Origin of the sequence: Muriicola sp. (genome assembly GCF_049669965.1) — a bacterium.
Classification (GTDB): Bacteria; Bacteroidota; Bacteroidia; order Flavobacteriales; family Flavobacteriaceae; genus Muriicola.
In genome coordinates this window covers 1-22,021 of record NZ_JBATLB010000287.1, presented here as the reverse complement: position 1 = coordinate 22,021, position 22,021 = coordinate 1, and the positions used below count along the sequence as shown (strand labels likewise).

At 42.4% G+C, this 22,021-nt stretch carries 16 protein-coding genes; 14 read left to right on the top strand and 2 right to left on the bottom strand.

All coding sequences use genetic code 11. The annotated features are described in order from the left end of the window. Positions 1 to 1,198 (top strand): transcription termination factor NusA (nusA, locus tag WBM49_RS14070; protein WP_424372680.1); only part of this gene is annotated, 1,198 nt, incomplete at its 5' end. A 41-nt stretch (positions 1,199 to 1,239) separates the two neighbouring features. Then, positions 1,240 to 3,921, top strand: coding sequence for a translation initiation factor IF-2 (gene infB, locus WBM49_RS14065; protein ID WP_424372679.1), 2,682 nt, complete (start codon positions 1,240 to 1,242; stop codon positions 3,919 to 3,921). 74 nt (positions 3,922 to 3,995) lie between these two features. Here the strand turns inward: infB and WBM49_RS14060 are convergent, their stop codons facing one another. Then, positions 3,996 to 4,367, bottom strand: a complete 372-nt coding sequence (locus WBM49_RS14060; protein ID WP_424372678.1) for an SPOR domain-containing protein — start codon at positions 4,365 to 4,367, stop codon at positions 3,996 to 3,998. 231 nt (positions 4,368 to 4,598) lie between these two features. On the opposite strand from WBM49_RS14060, the gene WBM49_RS14055 reads away from it, so the two are divergent. The 9 genes from WBM49_RS14055 (at position 4,599) to WBM49_RS14015 (ending at position 17,243) form a co-directional block, all read left to right on the top strand. Beyond that, positions 4,599 to 5,978, top strand: a complete 1,380-nt coding sequence (locus WBM49_RS14055) for a c-type cytochrome (RefSeq protein ID WP_424372677.1) — start codon at positions 4,599 to 4,601, stop codon at positions 5,976 to 5,978. A gap of 35 nt (positions 5,979 to 6,013) precedes the next feature. Next, positions 6,014 to 9,112: a TAT-variant-translocated molybdopterin oxidoreductase gene (locus tag WBM49_RS14050; protein WP_424372676.1), complete on the top strand. Its 3,099-nt coding sequence runs from the start codon at positions 6,014 to 6,016 to the stop codon at positions 9,110 to 9,112. Positions 9,113 to 9,147: 35 nt separating this feature from the next. Next, entirely contained in the window at positions 9,148 to 10,881 is a 1,734-nt protein-coding gene (nrfD, locus tag WBM49_RS14045; RefSeq protein ID WP_424372675.1) for an NrfD/PsrC family molybdoenzyme membrane anchor subunit, read from the top strand. A gap of 2 nt (positions 10,882 to 10,883) precedes the next feature. Beyond that, a complete protein-coding gene (locus WBM49_RS14040) occupies positions 10,884 to 11,405 on the top strand; it encodes a DUF3341 domain-containing protein (protein ID WP_424372674.1) in 522 nt (173 codons plus the stop codon). A gap of 10 nt (positions 11,406 to 11,415) precedes the next feature. Next, positions 11,416 to 11,976 (top strand): c-type cytochrome, encoded by a 561-nt coding sequence (locus WBM49_RS14035; protein ID WP_424372673.1) that lies wholly within the window; start codon positions 11,416 to 11,418, stop codon positions 11,974 to 11,976. Positions 11,977 to 11,992: 16 nt separating this feature from the next. After that, positions 11,993 to 13,318 carry a quinol:cytochrome C oxidoreductase gene (locus WBM49_RS14030; RefSeq protein ID WP_424372672.1) on the top strand — a complete coding sequence of 442 codons (1,326 nt, stop codon included), beginning with the start codon at positions 11,993 to 11,995 and terminating at the stop codon, positions 13,316 to 13,318. A gap of 28 nt (positions 13,319 to 13,346) precedes the next feature. Then, positions 13,347 to 14,405, top strand: coding sequence for a cytochrome c oxidase subunit II (locus tag WBM49_RS14025; protein WP_424372671.1), 1,059 nt, complete (start codon positions 13,347 to 13,349; stop codon positions 14,403 to 14,405). A 43-nt stretch (positions 14,406 to 14,448) separates the two neighbouring features. Then, positions 14,449 to 16,269 carry a cytochrome c oxidase subunit I gene (locus tag WBM49_RS14020; RefSeq protein WP_424372670.1) on the top strand — a complete coding sequence of 607 codons (1,821 nt, stop codon included), beginning with the start codon at positions 14,449 to 14,451 and terminating at the stop codon, positions 16,267 to 16,269. Positions 16,270 to 16,415: 146 nt separating this feature from the next. Further along, on the top strand, positions 16,416 to 17,243 hold the full coding sequence (locus WBM49_RS14015; RefSeq protein ID WP_424372669.1) for a GIN domain-containing protein: 828 nt from the start codon (positions 16,416 to 16,418) through the stop codon (positions 17,241 to 17,243). A 63-nt stretch (positions 17,244 to 17,306) separates the two neighbouring features. Here WBM49_RS14015 and pckA read toward each other — a convergent pair whose 3' ends face one another. Continuing rightward, on the bottom strand, positions 17,307 to 18,893 hold the full coding sequence (gene pckA / locus WBM49_RS14010; RefSeq protein WP_424372668.1) for a phosphoenolpyruvate carboxykinase (ATP): 1,587 nt from the start codon (positions 18,891 to 18,893) through the stop codon (positions 17,307 to 17,309). 159 nt (positions 18,894 to 19,052) lie between these two features. On the opposite strand from pckA, the gene ruvB reads away from it, so the two are divergent. The 3 genes from ruvB to queG all read left to right on the top strand — a co-directional run. Then, positions 19,053 to 20,075 (top strand): Holliday junction branch migration DNA helicase RuvB, encoded by a 1,023-nt coding sequence (ruvB, locus tag WBM49_RS14005; RefSeq protein ID WP_424372667.1) that lies wholly within the window; start codon positions 19,053 to 19,055, stop codon positions 20,073 to 20,075. Beyond that, positions 20,076 to 21,410 (top strand): cytochrome P450, encoded by a 1,335-nt coding sequence (locus tag WBM49_RS14000; protein ID WP_424372666.1) that lies wholly within the window; start codon positions 20,076 to 20,078, stop codon positions 21,408 to 21,410. Next, the coding region (gene queG / locus WBM49_RS13995) for a tRNA epoxyqueuosine(34) reductase QueG (protein ID WP_424372665.1) at positions 21,407 to 22,021 on the top strand (615 nt) is incomplete at its 3' end. The genes WBM49_RS14000 and queG, both read left to right, overlap by 4 nt.

Genomic DNA, 22,021 nt, shown 5'->3' with positions numbered 1-22,021 from the left:
ATTCAAAGATGACAAGTTCATTGACCGGGTAACCCTAATGGCTATTTTGGAAGATGTTTTCAGAAATGCCCTTAAAAAGAAATTTGGATCAGATGATAATTTTGACATTATTATTAACCCAGACAAGGGCGATTTGGAGATATGGAGAAACCGTATTGTGGTAGAAGACGGACAAGTGGAGGAGCCCAATGAGGAAATTTCACTTTCTGAGGCACGTAAGATTGAACCCGACTTTGAGGTGGGGGAAGATGTCTCTGAAGAAGTGAAGCTAATAGACCTGGGACGACGAGCTATCCTTGCCCTGCGTCAAAATCTGATCTCTAAGATACACGAACACGATAATACCACCATATACAAGCAGTTCAAAGATCTTGAAGGCGAGATCTATACCGCTGAGGTTCACCATATAAGACACAAAGCCATCATATTGCTTGATGACGAAGGTAACGAGATCATCCTGCCCAAAGACAAACAGATCCCGTCCGATTTTTTCAGGAAAGGAGACAATGTACGAGGGATCATTGAAAGCGTGGAACTAAAGGGAAACAAACCGATGATCATTATGTCCAGGACCTCTCCGGTATTTTTAGAACAATTGTTCTTCCAGGAGATCCCGGAAGTGTTCGACGGCCTGATCACCATTAAAAAGGCGGTTCGTATCCCAGGCGAGAAAGCAAAAGTAGCGGTAGATTCTTATGATGACCGTATTGATCCTGTAGGGGCATGTGTGGGTATGAAAGGATCCCGTATCCATGGTATCGTTCGAGAGCTTGGCAACGAAAATATAGATGTGATCAACTGGACCAACAATCCTCAGTTAATGGTAACCCGCGCTTTGAGTCCGGCACGTGTAACTACCGTAAAACTGAATGATGAGAATATGACCGCCCAGGTATACCTGAAGCCCGAGGAAGTCTCTAAGGCGATCGGAAGAGGCGGACACAATATTCGTCTGGCCGGTCAGTTAACAGGCTACGAAATAGATGTTTTTAGAGAAGGGGTTGAAGAAGATGTGGAACTAACGGAATTCTCTGATGAAATAGAAGCATGGATCATTGAAGAATTGAAAAAGATTGGCTTGGATACCGCCAGAAGTGTCCTGGAACAAGATGTGGAAGATCTTATAAAAAGAACAGATCTTGAGGAAGAGACCATTCGGGAAGTCGTACGGATTCTCAAATCGGAATTTGAAGATTAAGCTATATATTAGCGTAATAAATTAGAGAGTAAACAGTATTTATGGCAGATAATGCAACAATAAGGCTTAATAAGGTTTTAAGAGAACTTAATATCTCCCTGGACAGGGCGGTCGACTTTCTTGCCTCCAAAGGGCATACCATAGACGCGCGTCCTACCACCAAGATATCGGAGGAGGTACATCAGGTTCTTTTAGACGAGTTCCAAACCGATATGAGCAAGAAAGTTGCTTCTATAGAAGTAGGTGAGGAAAAGCGCAAAGAAAAAGAAGCCATAAGATTACAATTAGAACAGGAGCAGGAAGAAAGGCACCTGGCCAGAGAAAAACGCTCGGCAGCCACTGAAGTGGTTAAAGCCAAAGCGGAGCTTTCAGGGCCAAAAATGGTTGGAAAAATAGACCTGGAAAGCAAAAAGAAACCTGCCCCAAAAAAGAAGGAAGAGGAAGTACCGGCGCCGGTTGTGGAGGAAGTTGAGAAGAAAGTTGAGGAGGTCGTTGTTGAGAAGCCTGCTGAGAAAGAAGAAAAGAAACCCGAGAAAGCGGCCGAGAAAAAAGAAGTTGAAAAAGTTGTAGAAGAAGCGTCGGAGACCATTGAGACTAAGTATCAAAAACTTTCCGGTCCCAAGATCATGGGAGATAAAATTGATCTCACCAAGTTCGAAAAACCAAAAAAGAAGAAGGAACAAGCTGCAAAAGCAGATCCCAATGACCGTAAAAAGCGCAGAAGAAGGATCATTAGTGATTCTGGACCAAGATCTGGTGGAAGAGGAAAAGTTGGAGATAAAAGGGGTGTGAGACCTGGGGTGACATCTAAGGTAGAACCCACAGAAGAAGAGGTTCAGAAACAAGTACGGGAAACCCTGGAAAAACTGCAGGGCAAATCCAAGAAAGGAAAAGGAGCCAAATACAGACGAGACAAGAGAGATCAACACAGACAGCAGTCTGAAAAAGATCTTGAACAACAAGAACTTGAGAACAAGGTTTTGAAAGTCACCGAGTTTGTTACCGCCGGAGAGGTGGCAACAATGATGGACGTACCCACAACGCAGATCATTTCTGCCTGTATGTCCTTAGGAATAATGGTGACTATGAATCAACGCCTGGATGCAGAAACCCTCTCTATTGTGGCCGAGGAATTTGGCTATGAGGTAGAGTTTGTGACTGCAGACATTGAAGAAGCTATTGAAGAAGAAGCAGATGCTCCTGAAGATCTTAAATCCAGAGCACCTATTGTGACTGTTATGGGTCACGTAGACCATGGAAAGACCTCTCTTTTGGATTATATACGACAAGAAAATGTCATTGCAGGAGAAAGTGGAGGAATCACCCAGCATATTGGTGCCTATGGGGTAGAATTGGAGAACGGGCAAAAGATCGCTTTTCTGGATACACCGGGTCACGAAGCCTTTACCGCCATGCGGGCAAGGGGTGCACAGGTAACCGATATTGCGATCATTGTGATCGCAGCAGATGATGACATCATGCCACAGACCAAAGAAGCAATAAGCCATGCACAGGCAGCAGGCGTCCCTATTGTTTTTGCAATCAATAAAATAGACAGACCCAGTGCCAACCCTGAAAAGATTAAAGAAGGCCTTGCTGCCATGAACTTATTGGTTGAAGATTGGGGAGGTAAAATACAATCGCACGATATCTCCGCCAAAACCGGCGCAGGTGTTAAGGAATTGTTGGAGAAAGTATTGCTGGAAGCTGAGTTGCTTGAACTCAAGGCCAATCCGGATAAGCTTGCCTCCGGTACCGTGGTGGAAGCATTTTTAGACAAGGGTAGAGGATATGTATCTACAGTGCTTGTTTTAGCAGGTACTTTAGAAATTGGAGATTATGTCCTTGCAGGAACTTGCAGTGGTAAGATCAAGGCCATGCAAGACGAACGGGGTAAAATTGTCAAAAAAGCGGGCCCTGCAACACCCATTTCTATTCTTGGATTAGACGGAGCCCCACAAGCGGGTGATAAGTTTAATGTGCTCCAGGATGAGCGAGAGGCAAAACAAATTGCCGCCAAGAGAAGTCAGTTATTGCGGGAACAATCCGTACGAACACAAAGACATATTACGTTAGACGAGATTGGAAGACGAATTGCACTGGGCGATTTCAAAGAATTGAACATTATTCTGAAAGGGGATGTGGATGGTTCTGTAGAAGCCTTAACGGATAGTTTCCAAAAATTGTCTACTGACGAGATACAGGTTAATATTATACATAAAGGAGTAGGGGCCATCACTGAGTCGGATGTGTTATTAGCCTCTGCTTCGGATGCAATTGTTATTGGATTTAATGTGCGGCCAATGGGCAATGCCAGAGACATTGCAGATAAGGAAGAAATAGATATCCGTATGTATTCTATTATCTATGATGCGATCAATGACCTTAAGGATGCCATGGAAGGGATGCTTTCGCCAGAGATCAAAGAAGAGATCACCGGAACTGCAGAGATTAGAGAGACCTTTAAAATATCTAAAATTGGAACCATCGCAGGATGTATGGTTACCAGTGGGAAGATTTTTAGAAATTCTAATATCAGACTCATCAGAGATGGGGTAGTTATCTACACCGGATTACTTTCATCATTAAAACGATTCAAGGATGACGTGAAAGAAGTCGCCAAAGGATATGACTGTGGACTTCAGATAAAAAACTACAACGATATTAGGGAGAATGACATTGTAGAAGCATTCCAGGAAGTAGCTGTTAAAAAGACCCTTTAAAATAGGATTATAAAATAAAAAAACCCGTCTTTTTAAGGACGGGTTTTTTTATGTCTATACCGCACCTCCGTGAATTAATTGGTGCTTGTAACTGGTTTTAAGATAATAGATTCAGGATACTTTTTGCGAACCTCTGTAAAAATCCGTTCCACATCCAACTTGTCTTTAAATCTGCCCAAATGAACTCTGTATGTGGGTGAATCAAAGATTATATTTGAATTGTACTGTGGAAAATCGATACTTGCTTCCGACTTTAACTTTGAAGCGGCAGCATACGAACCAAAACCAATCTGAATCGTAAAAAATCCGGTTTCGGAATTCATCTTTTTATAGATGTTCATTAGTTTGGTGATTTTTGGATCTTGTTCAACGGTTACAATACCATCTTGCGCTTTGGCGAAAAGATGGAAAACAAGAAAAACTATAATAAACAGGGAAGTTCTCATGACATCTATAGAGGGTTATAATACATAAAAAGCAAAGGTAAATTTTTAGCGGTTAAACAGTATCAAGTTTTCTTATTTAGAATAAATATAAATTATAAATTATCGATCGTTAAGGATTTCCCAAATAAAGTCAATGTCGTATTTTTGCTCCCAATAATTTGACCGATAAATCTCCATTTTTATTAGGATGCTGAAATTATCGTGCCAAGATTTCGATAGAAACAATTCAATATGAAAAAGGTTTTGTACCGCACTCAGATTTCTACTATTTCCGGTATTTCTTTGGTAGTTCTTCTACTCTTTTCAAATTTTATTTTCGCTCAGGAGCAGGCCACTGCTGAAGTAGCTGTTGAGCAGGTTGCCATGGAAAATGCTGCCGGTGGTGATGTTGAAAAAGGGAAACAACTATTTAATCAGAATTGTGCCGCTTGCCATGCCTTGAACAGGAAAATGACAGGTCCGGCGCTGGCCAATGTAGAGACCAGGTTGTCTGAAGAAGAAGGATTAGACAAAGAGTGGTTGTATACATGGATCAAAAACAGTGCAGGCATGATCGCTTCAGGTGATGCATATGCCAATAAGATCTACGCAGAATACAACCAGGCTGCCATGACGGCATTTCCTACGCTTTCCAATGCGGATATTGACAATATTTTGGCCTACACGGCCGCTCCTCCACCCGCTCCGGTTCAGGCAGTTGCGGTGGCCGGAGAAGTTGCAGGAGGCGGTAACTCCTCTTCGGGGATCACCAATGAGGTTATTCTAGGTGCCCTGGTACTCGTGTTTGGCCTATTGGTAATGATGCTTATCCTGGTAAATATTACCTTGAGAAGAATTGCTGAAGCCAACGGTGTGGTCATCGAAAAAGCTAAGGCTGAGAAACGTACGCCGCTTTGGAAGGCCTTTGCACAGAATCAGTTCCTGGTATTGGTATTTTCTATCTTTCTATTATTGGGAAGTGCTTACTACGCGTATGGATGGATGATGCAGATAGGAGTCGATCAGGGATATCAACCTATTCAACCTATTCATTATTCACATAAAATTCACGCGGGAGATAATAAGATAGAGTGTAAGTACTGTCACTCTTCTGCCAGGGTTTCCAAACACTCTGGAATTCCTTCCCTGAATGTTTGTATGAACTGTCATAAGTCAATTTATGAATACAAAGGTAATCCTGAAGGTCCTTCTGCTGAAGACCTTGCCAATGGCTATACCAATGAATTCTACACCGGCGAAATAAAAAAATTATACAAGGCAGTTGGCTGGGATGAGGAGAATCAGAAATATACAGGCGAGTCAAAACCCGTAGAATGGGTACGTATCCATAACTTACCAGATCTTGCTTATTTCAATCATTCACAGCACGTCTCGGTAGCAGGTATAGAATGTCAGACCTGCCATGGTCCTGTAGAGGAGATGGAGATCATGTATCAGTATTCTCCATTAACCATGGGATGGTGTATTAATTGCCACAGGGAAACCAACGTAAATCTGGAAGATAATGCCTATTATGAAAAAATTCATGAGGCACTTTCAGCAAAGTACGGGGTAGAGAAACTTACTGCTGCTCAACTGGGCGGTTTGGAATGTGGAAAATGTCATTATTAAGAAAAATTACAAGCAGCTAATTACAGATAGATCGTATGGCATCAAACAAGATATATTGGAAAAACGAAGAGGAGTTAAATCCTGACGATTCCATTGTTCAGAAGCTAAGTAAAAATGAGTTTCCGGAGGAGATTCCTGTTGATGAGTTTTTAGGGGATAAAGAAACTCTTGCCGATTCAAAAACGAATCGAAGGGATTTCTTGAAATACGTTGGTTTTAGTACAGCAGCAGCTTCTATTGCTGCCTGTGAAGGCCCCGTAATTAAATCGATTCCTTACGTAGTTCAACCAGAACGTATTGTTCCCGGCGTGGCTAATTACTATGCCACTACAATCGCGAATGGCTTTGATTTTGCGAGTATTCTTATCAAAACAAGAGAAGGCAGGCCTATTAAAGTTGAGAACAATAAAGATGCCAGGACCAACGGAAGCGCCAATGCTCGTATACAGGCATCCGTACTTTCTCTATATGACAGCACTCGGGTACAGGGACCTTTATCTAACGGTGAACCTGTAGAATGGAGTATTCTGGATGCTACGGTGAAATCAAAACTGGGAGCGTTAAAAGATTCAGGAAGACAAGTTGTACTGCTTACTCAAACCTATGCAAGTCCGTCTGCCTCCAACCTGATAGCCGACTTTATAGCGGCCTATCCGAATACCAAACATATTTCCTATGATGCTATTTCTCAGGATGCAGCATTAAATGCTTTTGAGATGGTTTATGGCGAAAGAGCCATGGCCGACTATGATTTTGAGAAAGCGGAACTGATAATCTCTTTTGGAGCCGATTTCCTTGGAGACTGGCAAGGTGGAGGATATGATTCCGGATATTCAAAAGGACGTGTTCCCAAAGAAGGAAAAATGTCGCGTCATATTCAGTTCGAAGGAACTATGTCTTTGACAGGTGCTAACGCAGACAAACGTATCCCTCTAAAACCTTCCGAACAGAAAAAGGCCCTGGCTGCCTTGTACGGAAAACTAAACAACGGAAAAGTCTCGACCGACCTAAGCGAAAGCGTTTTGGCAATGGTAGATATGACCGCTGCTGAGATCAGAAAAATGGGCAGTAAAGCCGTGGTAGTAAGCGGTATAGACGATGCAGATGCACAAAGAGTAATCCTCGCTATCAACGAAATGTTGGGGAGCGAAGCTTTCGATCCCAATGCGCCCAAGTATACAAGACAAGGAAATACCCAGGAGGTTCAGCAACTGATCACCGATATGAAAGCCGGTGTTGTTGGATTGTTGCTAATGGATGGGGTAAACCCCATGTATACCTTGCCAAATTCGGCCGATTTTGCTGAAGGCCTCGAAAAGGTTGATTTGTCTGTTACTTTTTCTACCAATTGGAATGAGACCACAGAAAGAACACAATTTACGGCAGCGGCAAACCATTACTTGGAATCATGGGGAGATGCTCAGTTGAAGAAAGGGCATTACAGCCTTATGCAACCAACGATAAAAGAACTTTTTGATACCAGACAATTCCAGCAGGCATTGCTCAATTGGATGGGTAACGATCAAACCTATTACGATTATATAAAGAATACCTGGACCACCTCAATTCTTGGAGATGCTTCCTGGAACCAGGCATTGCACGATGGTGTATTTGCCAACACAACAATGCAGGGTGAGGCAACTCCATCAGTTCAAACTCCTGAAGTAGAATCTGGAGATACTATGGTGTTGATGTCTGCCGTTCAGCGTTTGGCCATGACAAGCTCGGAAGGCATGGAACTTATATTGTATCCTAAAGTTGGAATGGGAGATGGGCAACAGGCCAATAATCCATGGCTGCAGGAATTCCCGGATCCAATTACAAGAGTAACCTGGGATAATTATATTACGGTTTCAAAAGCTGATGCCAGTTCATTAGGACTTATCAATGAGAATGTAGCCAATGGTGGCCTGGACGGTAGCTATGCCAATGTCACCGTAAATGGGGTAAGACTGGAAAATGTACCCGTTATTATTCAACCAGGGCAGGCTCAGAATACTGTCGGACTTTCATTTGGATATGGAAGAAAGGTGGGGATGAAAGAGGAGATGCAAACAGGTGTTAATGCCTATGCTTTGTATACCGATTTCAATTCGGTGCAGCCAGTTTCTATCGAAAAAGGTATTGGCATGCACGAATTTGCATGTATTCAGCTGCAAAATACCCTAATGGGAAGAGGTGAGATCATCAAAGAAACCACCCTTGAGAAATATACGACGGAAGATGCCCACGAATGGAACCCCGTCCCGGAAGTTTCATTGAACCATCAGGAAGTTCCTGCTACTTCGGTAGATCTCTGGACTTCTTTTGATCGTTCCATAGGGCACCATTTCAATATGTCTATAGACCTTAATGCCTGTACGGGATGTGGGGCATGTGTCATTGCCTGTCACGCTGAGAACAACGTACCCGTTGTAGGTAAAGTCGAGGTTCGAAGATCCAGGGATATGCACTGGTTACGCATAGACAGATACTATTCATCAGAAGATACTTTTGAAGACGACAATATAAAGAAGGACGAATTTTCAGGTGCCTTTGAATCAAAATCTGGTTTTGAGGAAATGGAAAAAGCGGCCGTGAATCCGCAAGTAGCTTTCCAGCCGGTAATGTGTCAGCACTGTAACCACGCACCCTGCGAAACAGTATGTCCTGTGGCAGCCACTTCACATAGCCGACAAGGACAGAATCATATGGCCTATAACAGATGTGTAGGAACAAGGTATTGTGCGAACAACTGTCCTTATAAAGTAAGACGATTTAACTGGTTCTTGTACAACAATAATGACGAGTTCGATTTCCATATGAACAATGACCTGGGGAAAATGGTTATTAACCCGGACGTGACGGTAAGATCCAGAGGAGTTATAGAAAAATGTTCCCTTTGTATCCAAATGACACAGAAAACTATCCTGGATGCAAAACGAGATGGAAGAGTTATCGAAGACGGAGAATTTCAAACGGCTTGTTCCAATGCTTGTAGCAACGGAGCGATTGTTTTTGGAGATATAAATGACACTGGGAGCAAGGTAGCCGAATTGAAAAAAGAAGACAGAATGTACCACTTGTTAGAAGCTGTAGGCACCAAGCCTAATGTATTCTATCATGTGAAAGTGCGGAATAACAACGAAGCTTAATCAAGAAATAAAGAACCTAACTATAACAGAAATCTATGGCGTCGCATTACGAAGCACCTATACGGAAACCTCTGGTTATTGGAGACAAAGACTACCATGACGTTTCGGTAGACATTGCTGCTCCTATTGAAGGAAGGGCCAACAGGCAGTGGTGGATTGTTTTTTCCATCGCTTTGGCTGCATTCCTTTGGGGAATTGGTGCTATAATTTATACGATCTCTACAGGTATTGGTACTTGGGGACTCAATAAAACAGTGAACTGGGCATGGGATATCACCAACTTTGTTTGGTGGGTAGGTATCGGTCATGCCGGGACCCTGATCTCCGCGGTATTACTGCTGTTCCGTCAAAAATGGAGAATGGCTATTAACCGTTCTGCAGAGGCAATGACTATATTCTCTGTGATCCAGGCGGGATTATTTCCGATCATTCACATGGGTAGACCCTGGTTGGCTTATTGGGTAGTTCCCATTCCAAACCAGTTTGGATCTCTATGGGTAAACTTTAACTCACCCCTGCTTTGGGACGTATTTGCAATCTCCACCTATCTTTCAGTTTCTCTTGTATTCTGGTGGACAGGATTATTGCCAGATTTTGCCATGATCAGGGACAGAGCCGTAAAGCCTTTCCAGAAAAAGATCTATGGCCTGGTGAGTTTTGGATGGACAGGTAGAGCCAAAGACTGGCAGCGTTTTGAGGAAGTATCCCTGGTATTGGCCGGTTTGGCAACGCCTCTTGTACTTTCTGTTCATACTATTGTATCCTTTGACTTTGCTACCTCGGTGATCCCTGGATGGCATACCACCATCTTCCCTCCGTATTTTGTTGCAGGAGCTATTTTTTCTGGCTTTGCCATGGTGCAAACTTTGTTGATCATAATGCGGAAGGTGAGTCACTTGGAAGATTATATCACAGTACAGCATATTGAACTGATGAACATCGTGATCATGGTTACAGGTTCTATCGTAGGCTGTGCCTATATCACAGAATTGTTCATAGCATGGTATTCAGGGGTTGAATACGAACAATATGCATTCCTCAACAGGGCAACAGGACCTTATTGGTGGGCATATTTATTAATGATGAGTTGTAATGTGGTATCGCCACAGATCATGTGGTTCAAAAAGATCAGGACCAGTATCGTTATTTCCTTTATAATATCAATTGTAGTGAACATTGGGATGTGGTTCGAGCGATTTGTGATCATTGTAACCTCACTTCATCGCGACTACCTTCCGTCTTCATGGACCATGTTCTCTCCAACCTATGTAGATATCGGGATCTTTATAGGAACCATAGGATTCTTCTTTGTTCTCTTTTTGTTGTACTCCAGAACCTTCCCTGTTATTGCGCAGGCGGAGGTAAAGTCTATCTTAAAGGCCTCCGGATCCAAGTATAAAAAACTAAGAGACGAAGGGAAGCCCCTCTATCAAATGCCGGTGGTACAAGCTGGGAATAAAGAAGTAAAAGTTGCAAAGACACCTGCAAAAGCGTCAGTAACAGATGAAGGCAAGGTTTCTGATCTGCTTTCCAAATTGGGTGCTTTTGATCCTGCAAAAGATAAAGCAGACGATCTTAAAAAGATAAAAGGCATTGGGCCAAAAATGGAGACCACGCTTAACCAGATAGGTATTTATACCTTTGCTCAGGTCAGTAAAATGACCAATATAGAATATGATCTCCTGGACGATATTACAGGTTCGTTCCCTGGAAGGGCACAGCGAGATGATTGGGCCAGACAGGCTAAAAAATTAAATAAGAACTCATAGATATGGCCTCTAAAGTTATACATGCTTATTACAATGATGATGACATCCTGATGCAGGCGGTTAAAAAGGTAAAAGCTACCAAACATCATATCGAGGAAGTGTATTGTCCGTTCCCGGTTCACGGACTAGACAAGGCCATGGGGCTTGCTCCAACAAGGATAGCTATTACGTCTTTTATGTATGGTGTACTTGGATTAATAGTGTCTGTCGTAATGATGAATTATATTATGATACAGGATTGGCCTCAGGACATTGGAGGGAAGCCTAGTTTCAGTTATATAGAAAACATGCCGGCCTTTGTGCCCATCATGTTTGAATTGACCGTATTTTTTGCCGCTCACTTAATGGTGATCACTTTTTACTTACGTAGCAGGTTATGGCCATTTAAAGAAGCGGAAAACCCCGATCCCCGTACCACTGACGATCATTTTGTCATGGAGATAGAAGTACATGGAGATGAGAAACAATTAATGGAGATGCTCAGGGAATCTGGTGCTGTTGAGATTAACAAGGTAGAAAAGTAGTTCAGGAATTATGAAGAGTATACTAAAAATAGGAATTTTGTTTTGTGCCGTACTTGTGATGGTTTCTTGTGCGGATAAGAACAACAGGAATTATCAGTACATGCCAAACATGTATTTTCCTGTAGGCTACGAAACCTATCAGCAAGTGAACTTCTTACCCAGTGGTACTGAAGCTATGCAACCCGTAGATAATACCATATCCAGGGGCTGGCTTCCATATGAATTTGCCAATGACCTGGAAGGGAAGGATATGGCAAGATTACAGCCAAGTCCGTTAGATTCATTAAATGCAGAGGCCAATTTGGCTACAGGCAAGGAATTATATGACATTTATTGCGCTATCTGCCATGGAGCCAATGGAGCTGGTCAGGGGACATTGGTTAAAAGAGAAAAGATCCTTGGTGTTCCCAGTTATGCAGATGCCGCCAGAAATATATCTGTAGGTTCTACGTATCACACCATTTATTACGGATTAAACTCAATGGGATCTTATGCAGGGCAGATCAATTACGAAGAGAGATGGCAAGTGGCCGAATATGTTATGAAACTGAAACAGGACCTAACTAAATAAGACTCAGACGTAAACTATGTATACATTTTCTAACAGATTAAAAATTGGAGCTCTTATCCTGATTGGTATTGGGATGTTGGGTATGGGGATTGGTTTTGTAACTGCCCCTTCCTCGGTAGAAGATGCCAAAGCTATGGTAGCTGCTCATGACGAAGAAGGTCAGGGTGAATCGCATGCTGAAGATGGCGATCATGGTGCTGCATTGGCCGATCATTCTATGGTAGCAGAACACGATGCAGCTCACGACGAGCATTTATTGCATCAATTACAGAACAGGCCCTGGTCTGCACTTTATGTGGCTGCCTTCTTTTTCTTTATGATCTCCCTTGGAGTGTTGGCTTTCTATGCCATTCAACGTGCGGCACAGGCGGGGTGGTCTCCGATATTATTCAGAGTTATGGAGGGCATAACGTCCTATTTAGTACCCGGGGGCATCATTATCATTGTCATTTTTGTGCTTTCCGTATTACATTGGAATCATATGTTTGTTTGGATGGATCCTGAGGTAGTGGCAGATGATGCATTATTACAAGGAAAAGCAGGATACTTAGACCCTGTATTCTTTTTGATCAGAGCGGTCATATTCCTGGGAGGATGGATCTTGTACCGAGAAATTTCTAGAAAATTATCACTGGCGCAAGATGCCGCAAATGATGATAGCAACTTCAAGAAAAATTTCAAATGGTCCGCCGGCTTCCTGGTGTTCTACCTGGTTACAGAATCTATGATGTCCTGGGACTGGATCATGAGTGTGGATCCTCACTGGTTTAGTACGTTATTTGGATGGTATGTTTTTGCCAGCATGATGGTATCCGGGATCACGGTTATTGCTTTGATCACCATTTACCTAAAATCAAAAGGATACCTCCCCGATGTGAACGACAGTCACATCCATGATTTGGCCAAGTTTATGTTTGGATTCAGTATTTTCTGGACGTACCTTTGGTTTAGCCAGTTTATGTTGATCTGGTACGCGAATATTCCCGAGGAGGTTACCTATTTTGTTACCAGAATCGAAGATTTTAAACTGCCATTCTTTGGAATGGTTGCGATGAATTTTGTATTTCCAGTGTTGCTTTTGATGAATAGTGATTATAAACGAATTAACTGGTTTGTGGTGATGACAGGGATCGTGATTCTTGCAGGACACTACATGGATATTTTCAATATGATCATGCCGGCAACAGTAGGTGACCAATGGTATATAGGTATTCCTGAAATAGGAGCCGTTTGTTTCTTTGCAGGATTGTTTATCTTTTGGGTATTCAGAGCATTGACAAAGGCGCCCTTGCAGCCAAAAAGGAACCCGTTTATTGAAGAGAGTAAACATTTTCACTATTAAAGAATACAGTAACCTTTTAGTTTAGACAATGACTACATTACTTACGATATTTGTTTTGGTTCTAGTGGCAATTGCGATCTGGCAAATGACCAAGATCTTTGAATTGTCGCAGATCAAAGCAGATAGTTCACAGGTGGCCAATGATAAGGATAACAAGTACAATGGTTATTTGCTATTCGCCTTTTTGATCTTTATATACGCCATTACTATCTTTAGTTTCTGGAAATATTCTAAGTTCTTATTGCCCCAAGCGGCTTCGGAACACGGTAGTGAATACGACAGTCTGTTACTGTGGTCTTTTGTAATTATTTTCATAGTTCAGACCATCACCCAGGCCCTTTTACATTACTTTGGGTACAAGTATCGCGGAGAAAAAGGAAAGAAAGCTTTGTTCTATGCGGATAACGACCGACTAGAATTTATCTGGACCATTATTCCGGTAGTGGTGTTGGCAGGGTTGATCTTATGGGGACTATACACCTGGACCAACATAATGGACATAAATGAGGATGATGATCCGCTGATCGTGGAGTTATATGCTCAGCAGTTTAACTGGACGGCCCGTTACGGTGGGGGAGATAATGTCCTAGGAGGAGCAAATGTTCGTATGATCGATATAGACAGGGCCAATGTACTGGGATTGGATGAGTCCGATCCTTATGCCAATGATGACGTAATCGTTAAGGAATTACATTTGCCAGTAGGTCGAAAAGTGAATTTTAAATTCCGTTCACAAGATGTATTACATTCTGCCTACATGCCGCATTTCAGGGCTCAGATGAACTGCGTTCCGGGGATGATCACGGAATTTTCCTTTACGCCATCCATTACCACGGAGGAAATGCGTTTAAATCCGGATGTGGCAGATAAAGTAAAGAGGACCAATGCGATCAGGGCAGAAAAGGCTGCCAACGGTGAAGCCAACTCAGATCCCTGGGAATTTGATTACATCCTGCTATGCAATAAGATCTGTGGTAAATCTCATTACAATATGCAGATGAAGATCATTGTAGAAACAGAAGAAGAATACAACGCGTGGATGGAGAGTCAACAGACTTTTTCACAGTTAATGACATCCATGCAATAAATTGAGGCTAGAAAAGAAAATTAATATAAAATTAAATTAGATTATGTCTGCTACAGCACATGCACACGTTGATGATCACGCACACGATCATGGACATCATCACAAAGAAACCTTTGTTACCAAGTATATTTTCAGTCAGGATCATAAGATGATCTCCAAACAGTATCTGGTTACAGGTCTGATCATGGGAATCATTGGGATTGCCATGTCTTTATTATTCAGAATGCAATTGGCCTGGCCGGGCGAATCCTTCCCAATTTTTGAGGCCCTTTTAGGAAAATGGGCCCCAGACGGCGTAATGGATGCCAATATGTATCTGGCACTGGTAACCATTCACGGTACCATCATGGTATTCTTTGTGCTTACTGCCGGTTTAAGTGGTACGTTTAGTAACCTTCTTATTCCATTACAGATTGGCGCTCGAGATATGGCCTCCGGATTTTTGAACATGCTTTCCTATTGGATGTTCTTTACCTCCAGTGTCATCATGGTGCTTTCACTATTTGTAGAGGCTGGTCCCGCCGCTGCGGGATGGACCATCTATCCGCCCTTAAGCGCGTTGCCTATGGCACAACCAGGCTCTGGAATGGGAATGACACTTTGGTTGGTCTCAATGGCCATCTTTATCGCTTCTTCCTTATTAGGTTCCCTGAACTATATTGTGACAGTGATCAACCTTCGTACAAAGGGAATGTCAATGACCAGACTTCCTCTAACGATCTGGGCCTTCTTTGTTACGGCCATTATCGGGGTTGTTTCTTTCCCTGTATTATTGTCGGCTGCCCTATTACTTATCATGGACAGGAGTTTTGGAACTTCATTCTTCTTGTCTGATATTTTTATACAAGGTGAAGTATTGCACTATCAGGGCGGATCTCCGGTACTTTATGAACACTTATTCTGGTTCCTTGGGCACCCTGAAGTATACATTGTATTGTTACCAGCGCTAGGAATCACCTCTGAGGTGATGTCTACCAATGCCAGGAAGCCAATTTTCGGATACAGAGCCATGGTGGCATCTATTTTGGCTATTGCCTTCTTGTCTACCATAGTTTGGGGACACCATATGTTTATCTCAGGGATGAATCCATTTTTGGGGTCCGTGTTTACCTTCACCACCCTGTTGATTGCTATCCCTTCTGCGGTAAAGGCCTTTAATTATATCACAACTCTTTGGAAAGGAAACCTGCAGTTAAACCCCGCTATGCTATTTTCCATTGGTTTGGTTTCAACCTTTATTACTGGTGGACTTACAGGGATCATTTTAGGGGACAGTACCTTGGATATTAACGTGCACGACACCTATTTTGTAGTGGCTCACTTCCATTTAGTAATGGGAATATCAGCGCTTTACGGACTTTTTGCGGGGGTCTATCATTGGTTCCCTAAGATGTACAAACGTATGATGAACAAGAATCTGGGATATGTACATTTCTGGGTAACAGCCATCTGTGCCTATGGAGTATTCTTCCCAATGCATTTTGTGGGTATGGCAGGAGTACCAAGAAGGTATTATGAGAATACCGCCTTCCCTATGTTCGATGAGCTCACAGATGTAAACGTGTTAATAACCATTTTTGCACTTATAGCCGGAGCAGCACAACTGGTGTTCCTTTACAATTTCATTCACAGTATGTTCTATGGCAAGCCTACAGAACAGAACCCATGGAAGTCTAATACTTTAGAGTGGACCGCTCCTATTGAGCATATCCACGGTAACTGGGAAGGTGAGATACCTCATGTACACCGATGGGCATACGACTACAGTAAGACATTGCCAAATGGCGACTATGTGATCAAAGACCAGGATTTTGTGCCTCAGAATGTGCCTCTGCACAATGAGGAAGAAGAGTTGCAACATTAAGGTCATTTCATTCAAATAATTAGGACCCATGTCTGTTTCATTACAGCTTGGGTCTTTTTTATTGTCGACCCCTGCACACGCATCCTTCAATAAATTGTAATATCTTTATTCATGCCAATTCTTGGAATATTAAAAGCCCTTAGAAAATGAAGATAAAATGGTTATCCATAATGCTGCTTTTTGCTACCCTTGCTGTACAGTCGCAACGCAAACCTAAGATCAAAGGAAACAGAACGGTTATCGAAGTAAAAGAGGTATTGCCTCCTTTCACAAAAATTGAACTCAGGGACGATTTGGACGTGAGCTTGAGAAGATCAACGGAAGAAGCTTATATGGTCCAGGCCGATGATAATCTCATTGATGTGCTAAAATTCAGGGTGGAGGATAGTACTTTGATCATTTCCTCATTTTATCAGATTACTTCAAAGAAGAAATTAGAAATAGAAATAGCCTACACCCAACTTACCGCTATCACGCTTAGCGATGGTAGACTGGTAGCCGTAGATAAGGTAAGTTCGGAGAATTTAACCGTAACCACCTTAGGATCGGCCAAAATAGAATTGGGTACAGATACAGGTCTCGTTACTATAAACATGCAAGACAACAGTTCTGGCACTTTCAATCTCACCACAGATTCATTGTCAGTAAATCTTATGAATAAGGCAGATGCCAGTATCTACTCCAATTCCTTCAACAATCTGCTTAATATGAAGGACAATGCCAGTCTGGAAATAGACGGTACTGCAGATAATTTCGAAATTGCATTAAAGGACGATGCAGATCTGAGGGCCAAGGATCTAGAGGTCAGAAATATAGTGGCCAGCCTGAAGGAATCTTCCAATGCTCATCTTTTTAGTACCGAAAATTTAGAATTGAGACAACAAGGCTCTTCTCGTTGCTATTTGTACGGTGACCCGGCGATAAGTTTAAAGCAATTCACGGATACTGCAGAATTATTTAAACGTCAGAAATAAAAAATCCCCTCTTCAAACTGAAAAGGGGATACACAACAACCAATTCCTGTATGTATTTAAGGACTAAGATACCTTAGGTCCGGCCTTAACGATTGCTTCGTTCACATTACTTTTAAACTTTTCAAAATTGGCATTAAACAGGGATACCAATTTCTTCTTAACTTCAGTGTATTGTTTCTTGTCTTCCCAAGTATTCTTTGGAATCAGAACCTCAGAAGGCACTCCCGGACAACTTTCGGGGATCTGAAAGCCAAACTCTTCATCCTTTGTAAAGGAAACTTTATCAAATTCATTATGGTGAATAGCGTCTATCATGGCTCGTGTATATTTCAACTTTATCCTGGAACCAACACCATGTGCACCACCGGTCCATCCTGTATTCACCAACCAGGCAGTAGCCTTGTGATCCTTAATTTTCTTGGCTAGTAATTCTGCATATTTGTTAGGATGCCACATCATGAAAGCTGCTCCAAAACAGGCACTAAAGGTAGCCTGGGGTTCGGTCACTCCCATTTCTGTGCCTGCAACTTTAGCGGTATAACCCGAAATAAAATGGTAACTGGCTTGTTCCGGAGTTAGTTTGCTCACAGGAGGCAAGACCCCAAAGGCATCACAAGTAAGGAAGATGATGTTTTCCGGATGTCCTGCAATACAGGGTATTTGAACATTGTTGATAAATTGGATAGGGTATGAAGCTCTGGTGTTCTGTGTGATAGAGGTATCTGTATAGTCTACGGTGCGGGTTTTACTGTCATAGACCACATTTTCCAAGACCGTACCAAATCGTATCGCATTAAAAATATCAGGCTCATTTTCTGCAGACAGGTTAATGGCTTTTGCATAACAACCTCCTTCAATATTAAAGGTTCCCTCATCTGTCCAACAATGCTCATCATCACCAATTAGCTTCCGTTTTGGGTCGGCACTTAAGGTGGTCTTACCTGTTCCTGATAATCCAAATAGAATGGTAACATCGCCCGAATCGCCAACGTTAGCAGAGCAATGCATGGGAAGCACCTCCTCCAATGGCATCAAATAGTTCATAATAGAAAAAATACCTTTCTTCATTTCTCCTGCGTATTGGGTCCCCAGGATAACCACCTCTTTCTTTTCAAGGTTGAGGTCCACACTGGTTTTGGAGGTCATCTCGGAGGTATACCTGTTCGCTGGAAAGCCTCCTCCATTGAAGATCACATAGTCTGGTTCTCCAAATTTTTCCAATTCAGCATCTGTTGGCATAATCAGCATATTCTGCATAAACAGGGCATGGTACGCCCTTGTGCAAATGATCCTTACCTTAAGTCTGTATTTTGGATCCCATCCGGCAAAGGCGTCCACAACATATATTTGGGGTCTTGTGTTAAGGTAATCCAGGGCGCGTTCCCGGTTTACCATATACGTGTGTTCATCGAGGCCTATATTAATGTTCCCCCAATCGATATTTTTTTCAGAGTCTGGATGTCTAACTGTTCGTTTGTCTTTCGGGCTCCGGCCTGTTTTTTCACCGGAATATACCATCAAGGCTCCCACATCAGAAATTGCGGTTCCTTTTTCCTGTTGTAATCCTAGCTCGTATAAAACAGGAACACTGCTATTTCTGAAAACCTCTTTTACTTCAATACCATATTGTTGTAGATCAAATCTTGCCATTCTTATTATTTTCAATTAATATATTATTCCTCTGCAAAGAAGCAAAATATATTATGAAAAAAAGATGATTTTTGTCATGATCAATAATTAATGGGATTTAGCTTGTGGATTAAACTGTGACGGTTAAAATCCCTTGCGTTTTTCACTATCTTTGAAAGTATGAACGAACATCTGGATCCTACGGCTGAGAACTTCTCGCAGGAGGAACTCGACATTGAGAGAGCATTACGGCCAATTACCTTTGACGATTTTACCGGGCAGGAATCTGTATTGGAGAATTTAAAGATCTTTGTACAGGCAGCCAACATGCGTAATGAAGCACTAGATCATACGCTTTTTCATGGTCCTCCCGGACTTGGAAAAACAACCCTGGCGCATATTCTTGCAAATGAATTAGGCGTTGGTATCAAGGTCACATCTGGCCCTGTACTAGATAAGCCGGGTGACCTTGCGGGATTATTGACCAATTTGGAGGAACGCGATGTGCTGTTTATTGACGAGATACATCGCCTGAGCCCTATTGTAGAAGAGTACCTCTATTCTGCCATGGAAGATTATAAGATAGACATTATGATAGAAACCGGTCCTAATGCGAGATCGGTACAAATCAATTTAAACCCTTTTACTTTAATAGGAGCCACTACCAGGTCTGGCTTATTAACGGCTCCTATGAGGGCGCGTTTCGGGATCCAAAGCAGGCTACAATACTATAATACAGAACTCCTCTCTACCATCGTTGAGCGAAGCGCAGAAATTCTGAAAGTACCTATCAGCAATAATGCAGCCATTGAAATTGCAGGCAGAAGTAGAGGAACCCCAAGAATATGCAATGCCCTGCTAAGGCGTATTCGCGATTTTGCTCAGATTAAAGGTAACGGGTCTATCGATATTGATATTTCCAAATATGGCTTAAATGCCCTGCATGTAGATACTCATGGCTTGGATGAGATGGACAATAAGATATTAGTGACCATTATTGATAAATTTAAAGGTGGCCCTGTTGGGATATCTACCCTGGCCACAGCTGTTTCGGAGAGTGCTGAAACCATTGAAGAGGTCTATGAGCCATTTCTTATACAGCAGGGATTTATCATGAGAACACCCAGGGGAAGGGAAGTGACCGAACTTGCCTATCAACACCTGGGAAGGATCAAAGGAGGCACCCAGCCCGGATTGTTTTAGATGGTAAAACTCAAAACCGTTTCCCAGTTAGAGGTATTCAAGAATCGAAAGAGTATTCTGGCAAATCCCTTGCCCTTTCATTCAGAGAATTTTAAAAAGTACGGAGATACCTTCCGGGTGAAGGTGGGCCCGTGGCAAAACATTGTCTTCACAAAAAATCCCGAGATCGTTCTCCAGGTTTTACAAAAGCAACATAAAAAATTTCGCAAATCTCCGCTGCAAACCAAGGATCTGGCAAAATATATTGGTCACGGACTTTTAACAGCCGAGGGAGATCACTGGCGTGCACAAAGAAGAATGATCCAGCCGGCCTTTCACAGAAAGAAATTAGCCGGATTGTTAAGTACCATGCAAGTAGCCATCAAAGAAGAGCTGGGGCAAATAAAAGCCAATGAGACCATAGATGTATTTCCACTTATGGGCGATCTGGCATTCCAGGTAGTGGCCAGATCCTTATTTAGTCATTCAGATATACGCGATAAGATGCGTAAGCTCCAATACATTACTGAAACGAATCAGAAAATGTTGATCCGGGAGATGAGGCAACCCTATCTTAAATGGTGGTTTCAGCTTAGCGGGCAAATCAGTAAACACCTGCAATATTCAGAGGATAGCAGACTGTTGCTCAATGGACTTATTGAAGAGAGAATTGGGCTCGAGAGGGAACGGGATGATTTGTTAGACATGCTGCTCAAGGCCACCTATGAAGATGGGACACATATGAGTCGTCAGCAGCTTATTGATGAAGTGCTTATACTGTTTACAGCAGGGCACGAAACAACGGCCAATGCCTTGAGCTTTACCCTCTACCTGCTTGCCAGACATCCTGAAATTCAGGAAAAGGTTTTTAAGGAAATACAATGTAATGTAAGTCCGGAAAAGGATCTTATGGAATGGATCTCTGCTCTTCCTTTCACGCAGCAGTGCATAGAAGAAGCCATGAGGTTATATCCGCCTGTATATGTAATAGATCGGATGGCCAAGGAGGATATAATTATTGCTGATATAAACTTCTCGGAAGGAAGTCTTATTTTAATGTCTGTTTATGAATTGCACCGGCATCCTGATTTTTGGCAAGATCCGGAATCTTTTAAACCAGAGCGTTTTGATAAATCCGGAAAAAAAGAAATGGGATCTTATTACTATCCCTTTGGAGCAGGACCCAGAATGTGTATAGGGAACAGTTTTGCGCTCTATGAAATGATACTGACCCTCGTGGAGATCATAAGTAAGTACAAGGTACACAGTGTTACTGAAAAAGTAGAACTGATCCCCCTTATTTCCTTGAAACCAAAGGAGATTAAATTGAATTTTGTAAAAAGGAACAATAGTTGAACCCGAAAACCAGGCATACCAAACTGATCAAAGAAGAGGCCATTAGGCTGGGATTTGTGAGTTGCGGTATTTCCAAAGCCGATTTTCTGGAAGAAGAGGCCCCAAGACTGGAGAAATGGTTAAAGTCCAATATGAATGGGGAGATGGCGTATATGGAGAATCACTTTGACAAGCGATTAGATCCCAGAAAATTGGTAGATGGTGCCAGATCCGTTATTTCGGTTCTCTTAAACTATTTCCCGGCTAAAGAACAGCAGGAAGGCACCTATAAAATATCCAAATACGCCTACGGACAGGATTATCACCAGGTCATTAAATCGAAATTGAAAGAACTCATGGCCTTTATTGAAGCACAAATTGGGGAAGTGCAGGGGAGGGCCTTTGTGGATTTGGCCCCGGTCATGGATAAGGCGTGGGCCGCCAGGAGCGGTTTGGGTTGGATTGGAAAACACAGTAACCTGCTTACACAGAAGCTAGGTTCCTTTTACTTTATTGCTGAATTGATCGTAGACCTGGAACTAGATTATGACCATCCGGTGACCGATCATTGCGGTAGTTGTACTGCCTGTTTAGATGCATGCCCCACACAGGCCATTGTTCAACCCTACGTG

Excerpts from the sequence above, each read along its gene's own strand:
- infB (WP_424372679.1), top strand. The coding sequence starts at position 1,240 with ATGGCAGATAATGCAACAATAAGGCTTAATAAGGTTTTAAGAGAACTT.
- WBM49_RS14060 (WP_424372678.1), bottom strand. The coding sequence starts at position 4,367 with ATGAGAACTTCCCTGTTTATTATAGTTTTTCTTGTTTTCCATCTTTTC.
- WBM49_RS14055 (WP_424372677.1), top strand. The coding sequence starts at position 4,599 with ATGAAAAAGGTTTTGTACCGCACTCAGATTTCTACTATTTCCGGTATT.
- WBM49_RS14050 (WP_424372676.1), top strand. The coding sequence starts at position 6,014 with ATGGCATCAAACAAGATATATTGGAAAAACGAAGAGGAGTTAAATCCT.
- nrfD (WP_424372675.1), top strand. The coding sequence starts at position 9,148 with ATGGCGTCGCATTACGAAGCACCTATACGGAAACCTCTGGTTATTGGA.
- WBM49_RS14040 (WP_424372674.1), top strand. The coding sequence starts at position 10,884 with ATGGCCTCTAAAGTTATACATGCTTATTACAATGATGATGACATCCTG.
- WBM49_RS14035 (WP_424372673.1), top strand. The coding sequence starts at position 11,416 with ATGAAGAGTATACTAAAAATAGGAATTTTGTTTTGTGCCGTACTTGTG.
- WBM49_RS14030 (WP_424372672.1), top strand. The coding sequence starts at position 11,993 with ATGTATACATTTTCTAACAGATTAAAAATTGGAGCTCTTATCCTGATT.
- WBM49_RS14025 (WP_424372671.1), top strand. The coding sequence starts at position 13,347 with ATGACTACATTACTTACGATATTTGTTTTGGTTCTAGTGGCAATTGCG.
- WBM49_RS14020 (WP_424372670.1), top strand. The coding sequence starts at position 14,449 with ATGTCTGCTACAGCACATGCACACGTTGATGATCACGCACACGATCAT.
- WBM49_RS14015 (WP_424372669.1), top strand. The coding sequence starts at position 16,416 with ATGAAGATAAAATGGTTATCCATAATGCTGCTTTTTGCTACCCTTGCT.
- pckA (WP_424372668.1), bottom strand. The coding sequence starts at position 18,893 with ATGGCAAGATTTGATCTACAACAATATGGTATTGAAGTAAAAGAGGTT.
- ruvB (WP_424372667.1), top strand. The coding sequence starts at position 19,053 with ATGAACGAACATCTGGATCCTACGGCTGAGAACTTCTCGCAGGAGGAA.
- WBM49_RS14000 (WP_424372666.1), top strand. The coding sequence starts at position 20,076 with ATGGTAAAACTCAAAACCGTTTCCCAGTTAGAGGTATTCAAGAATCGA.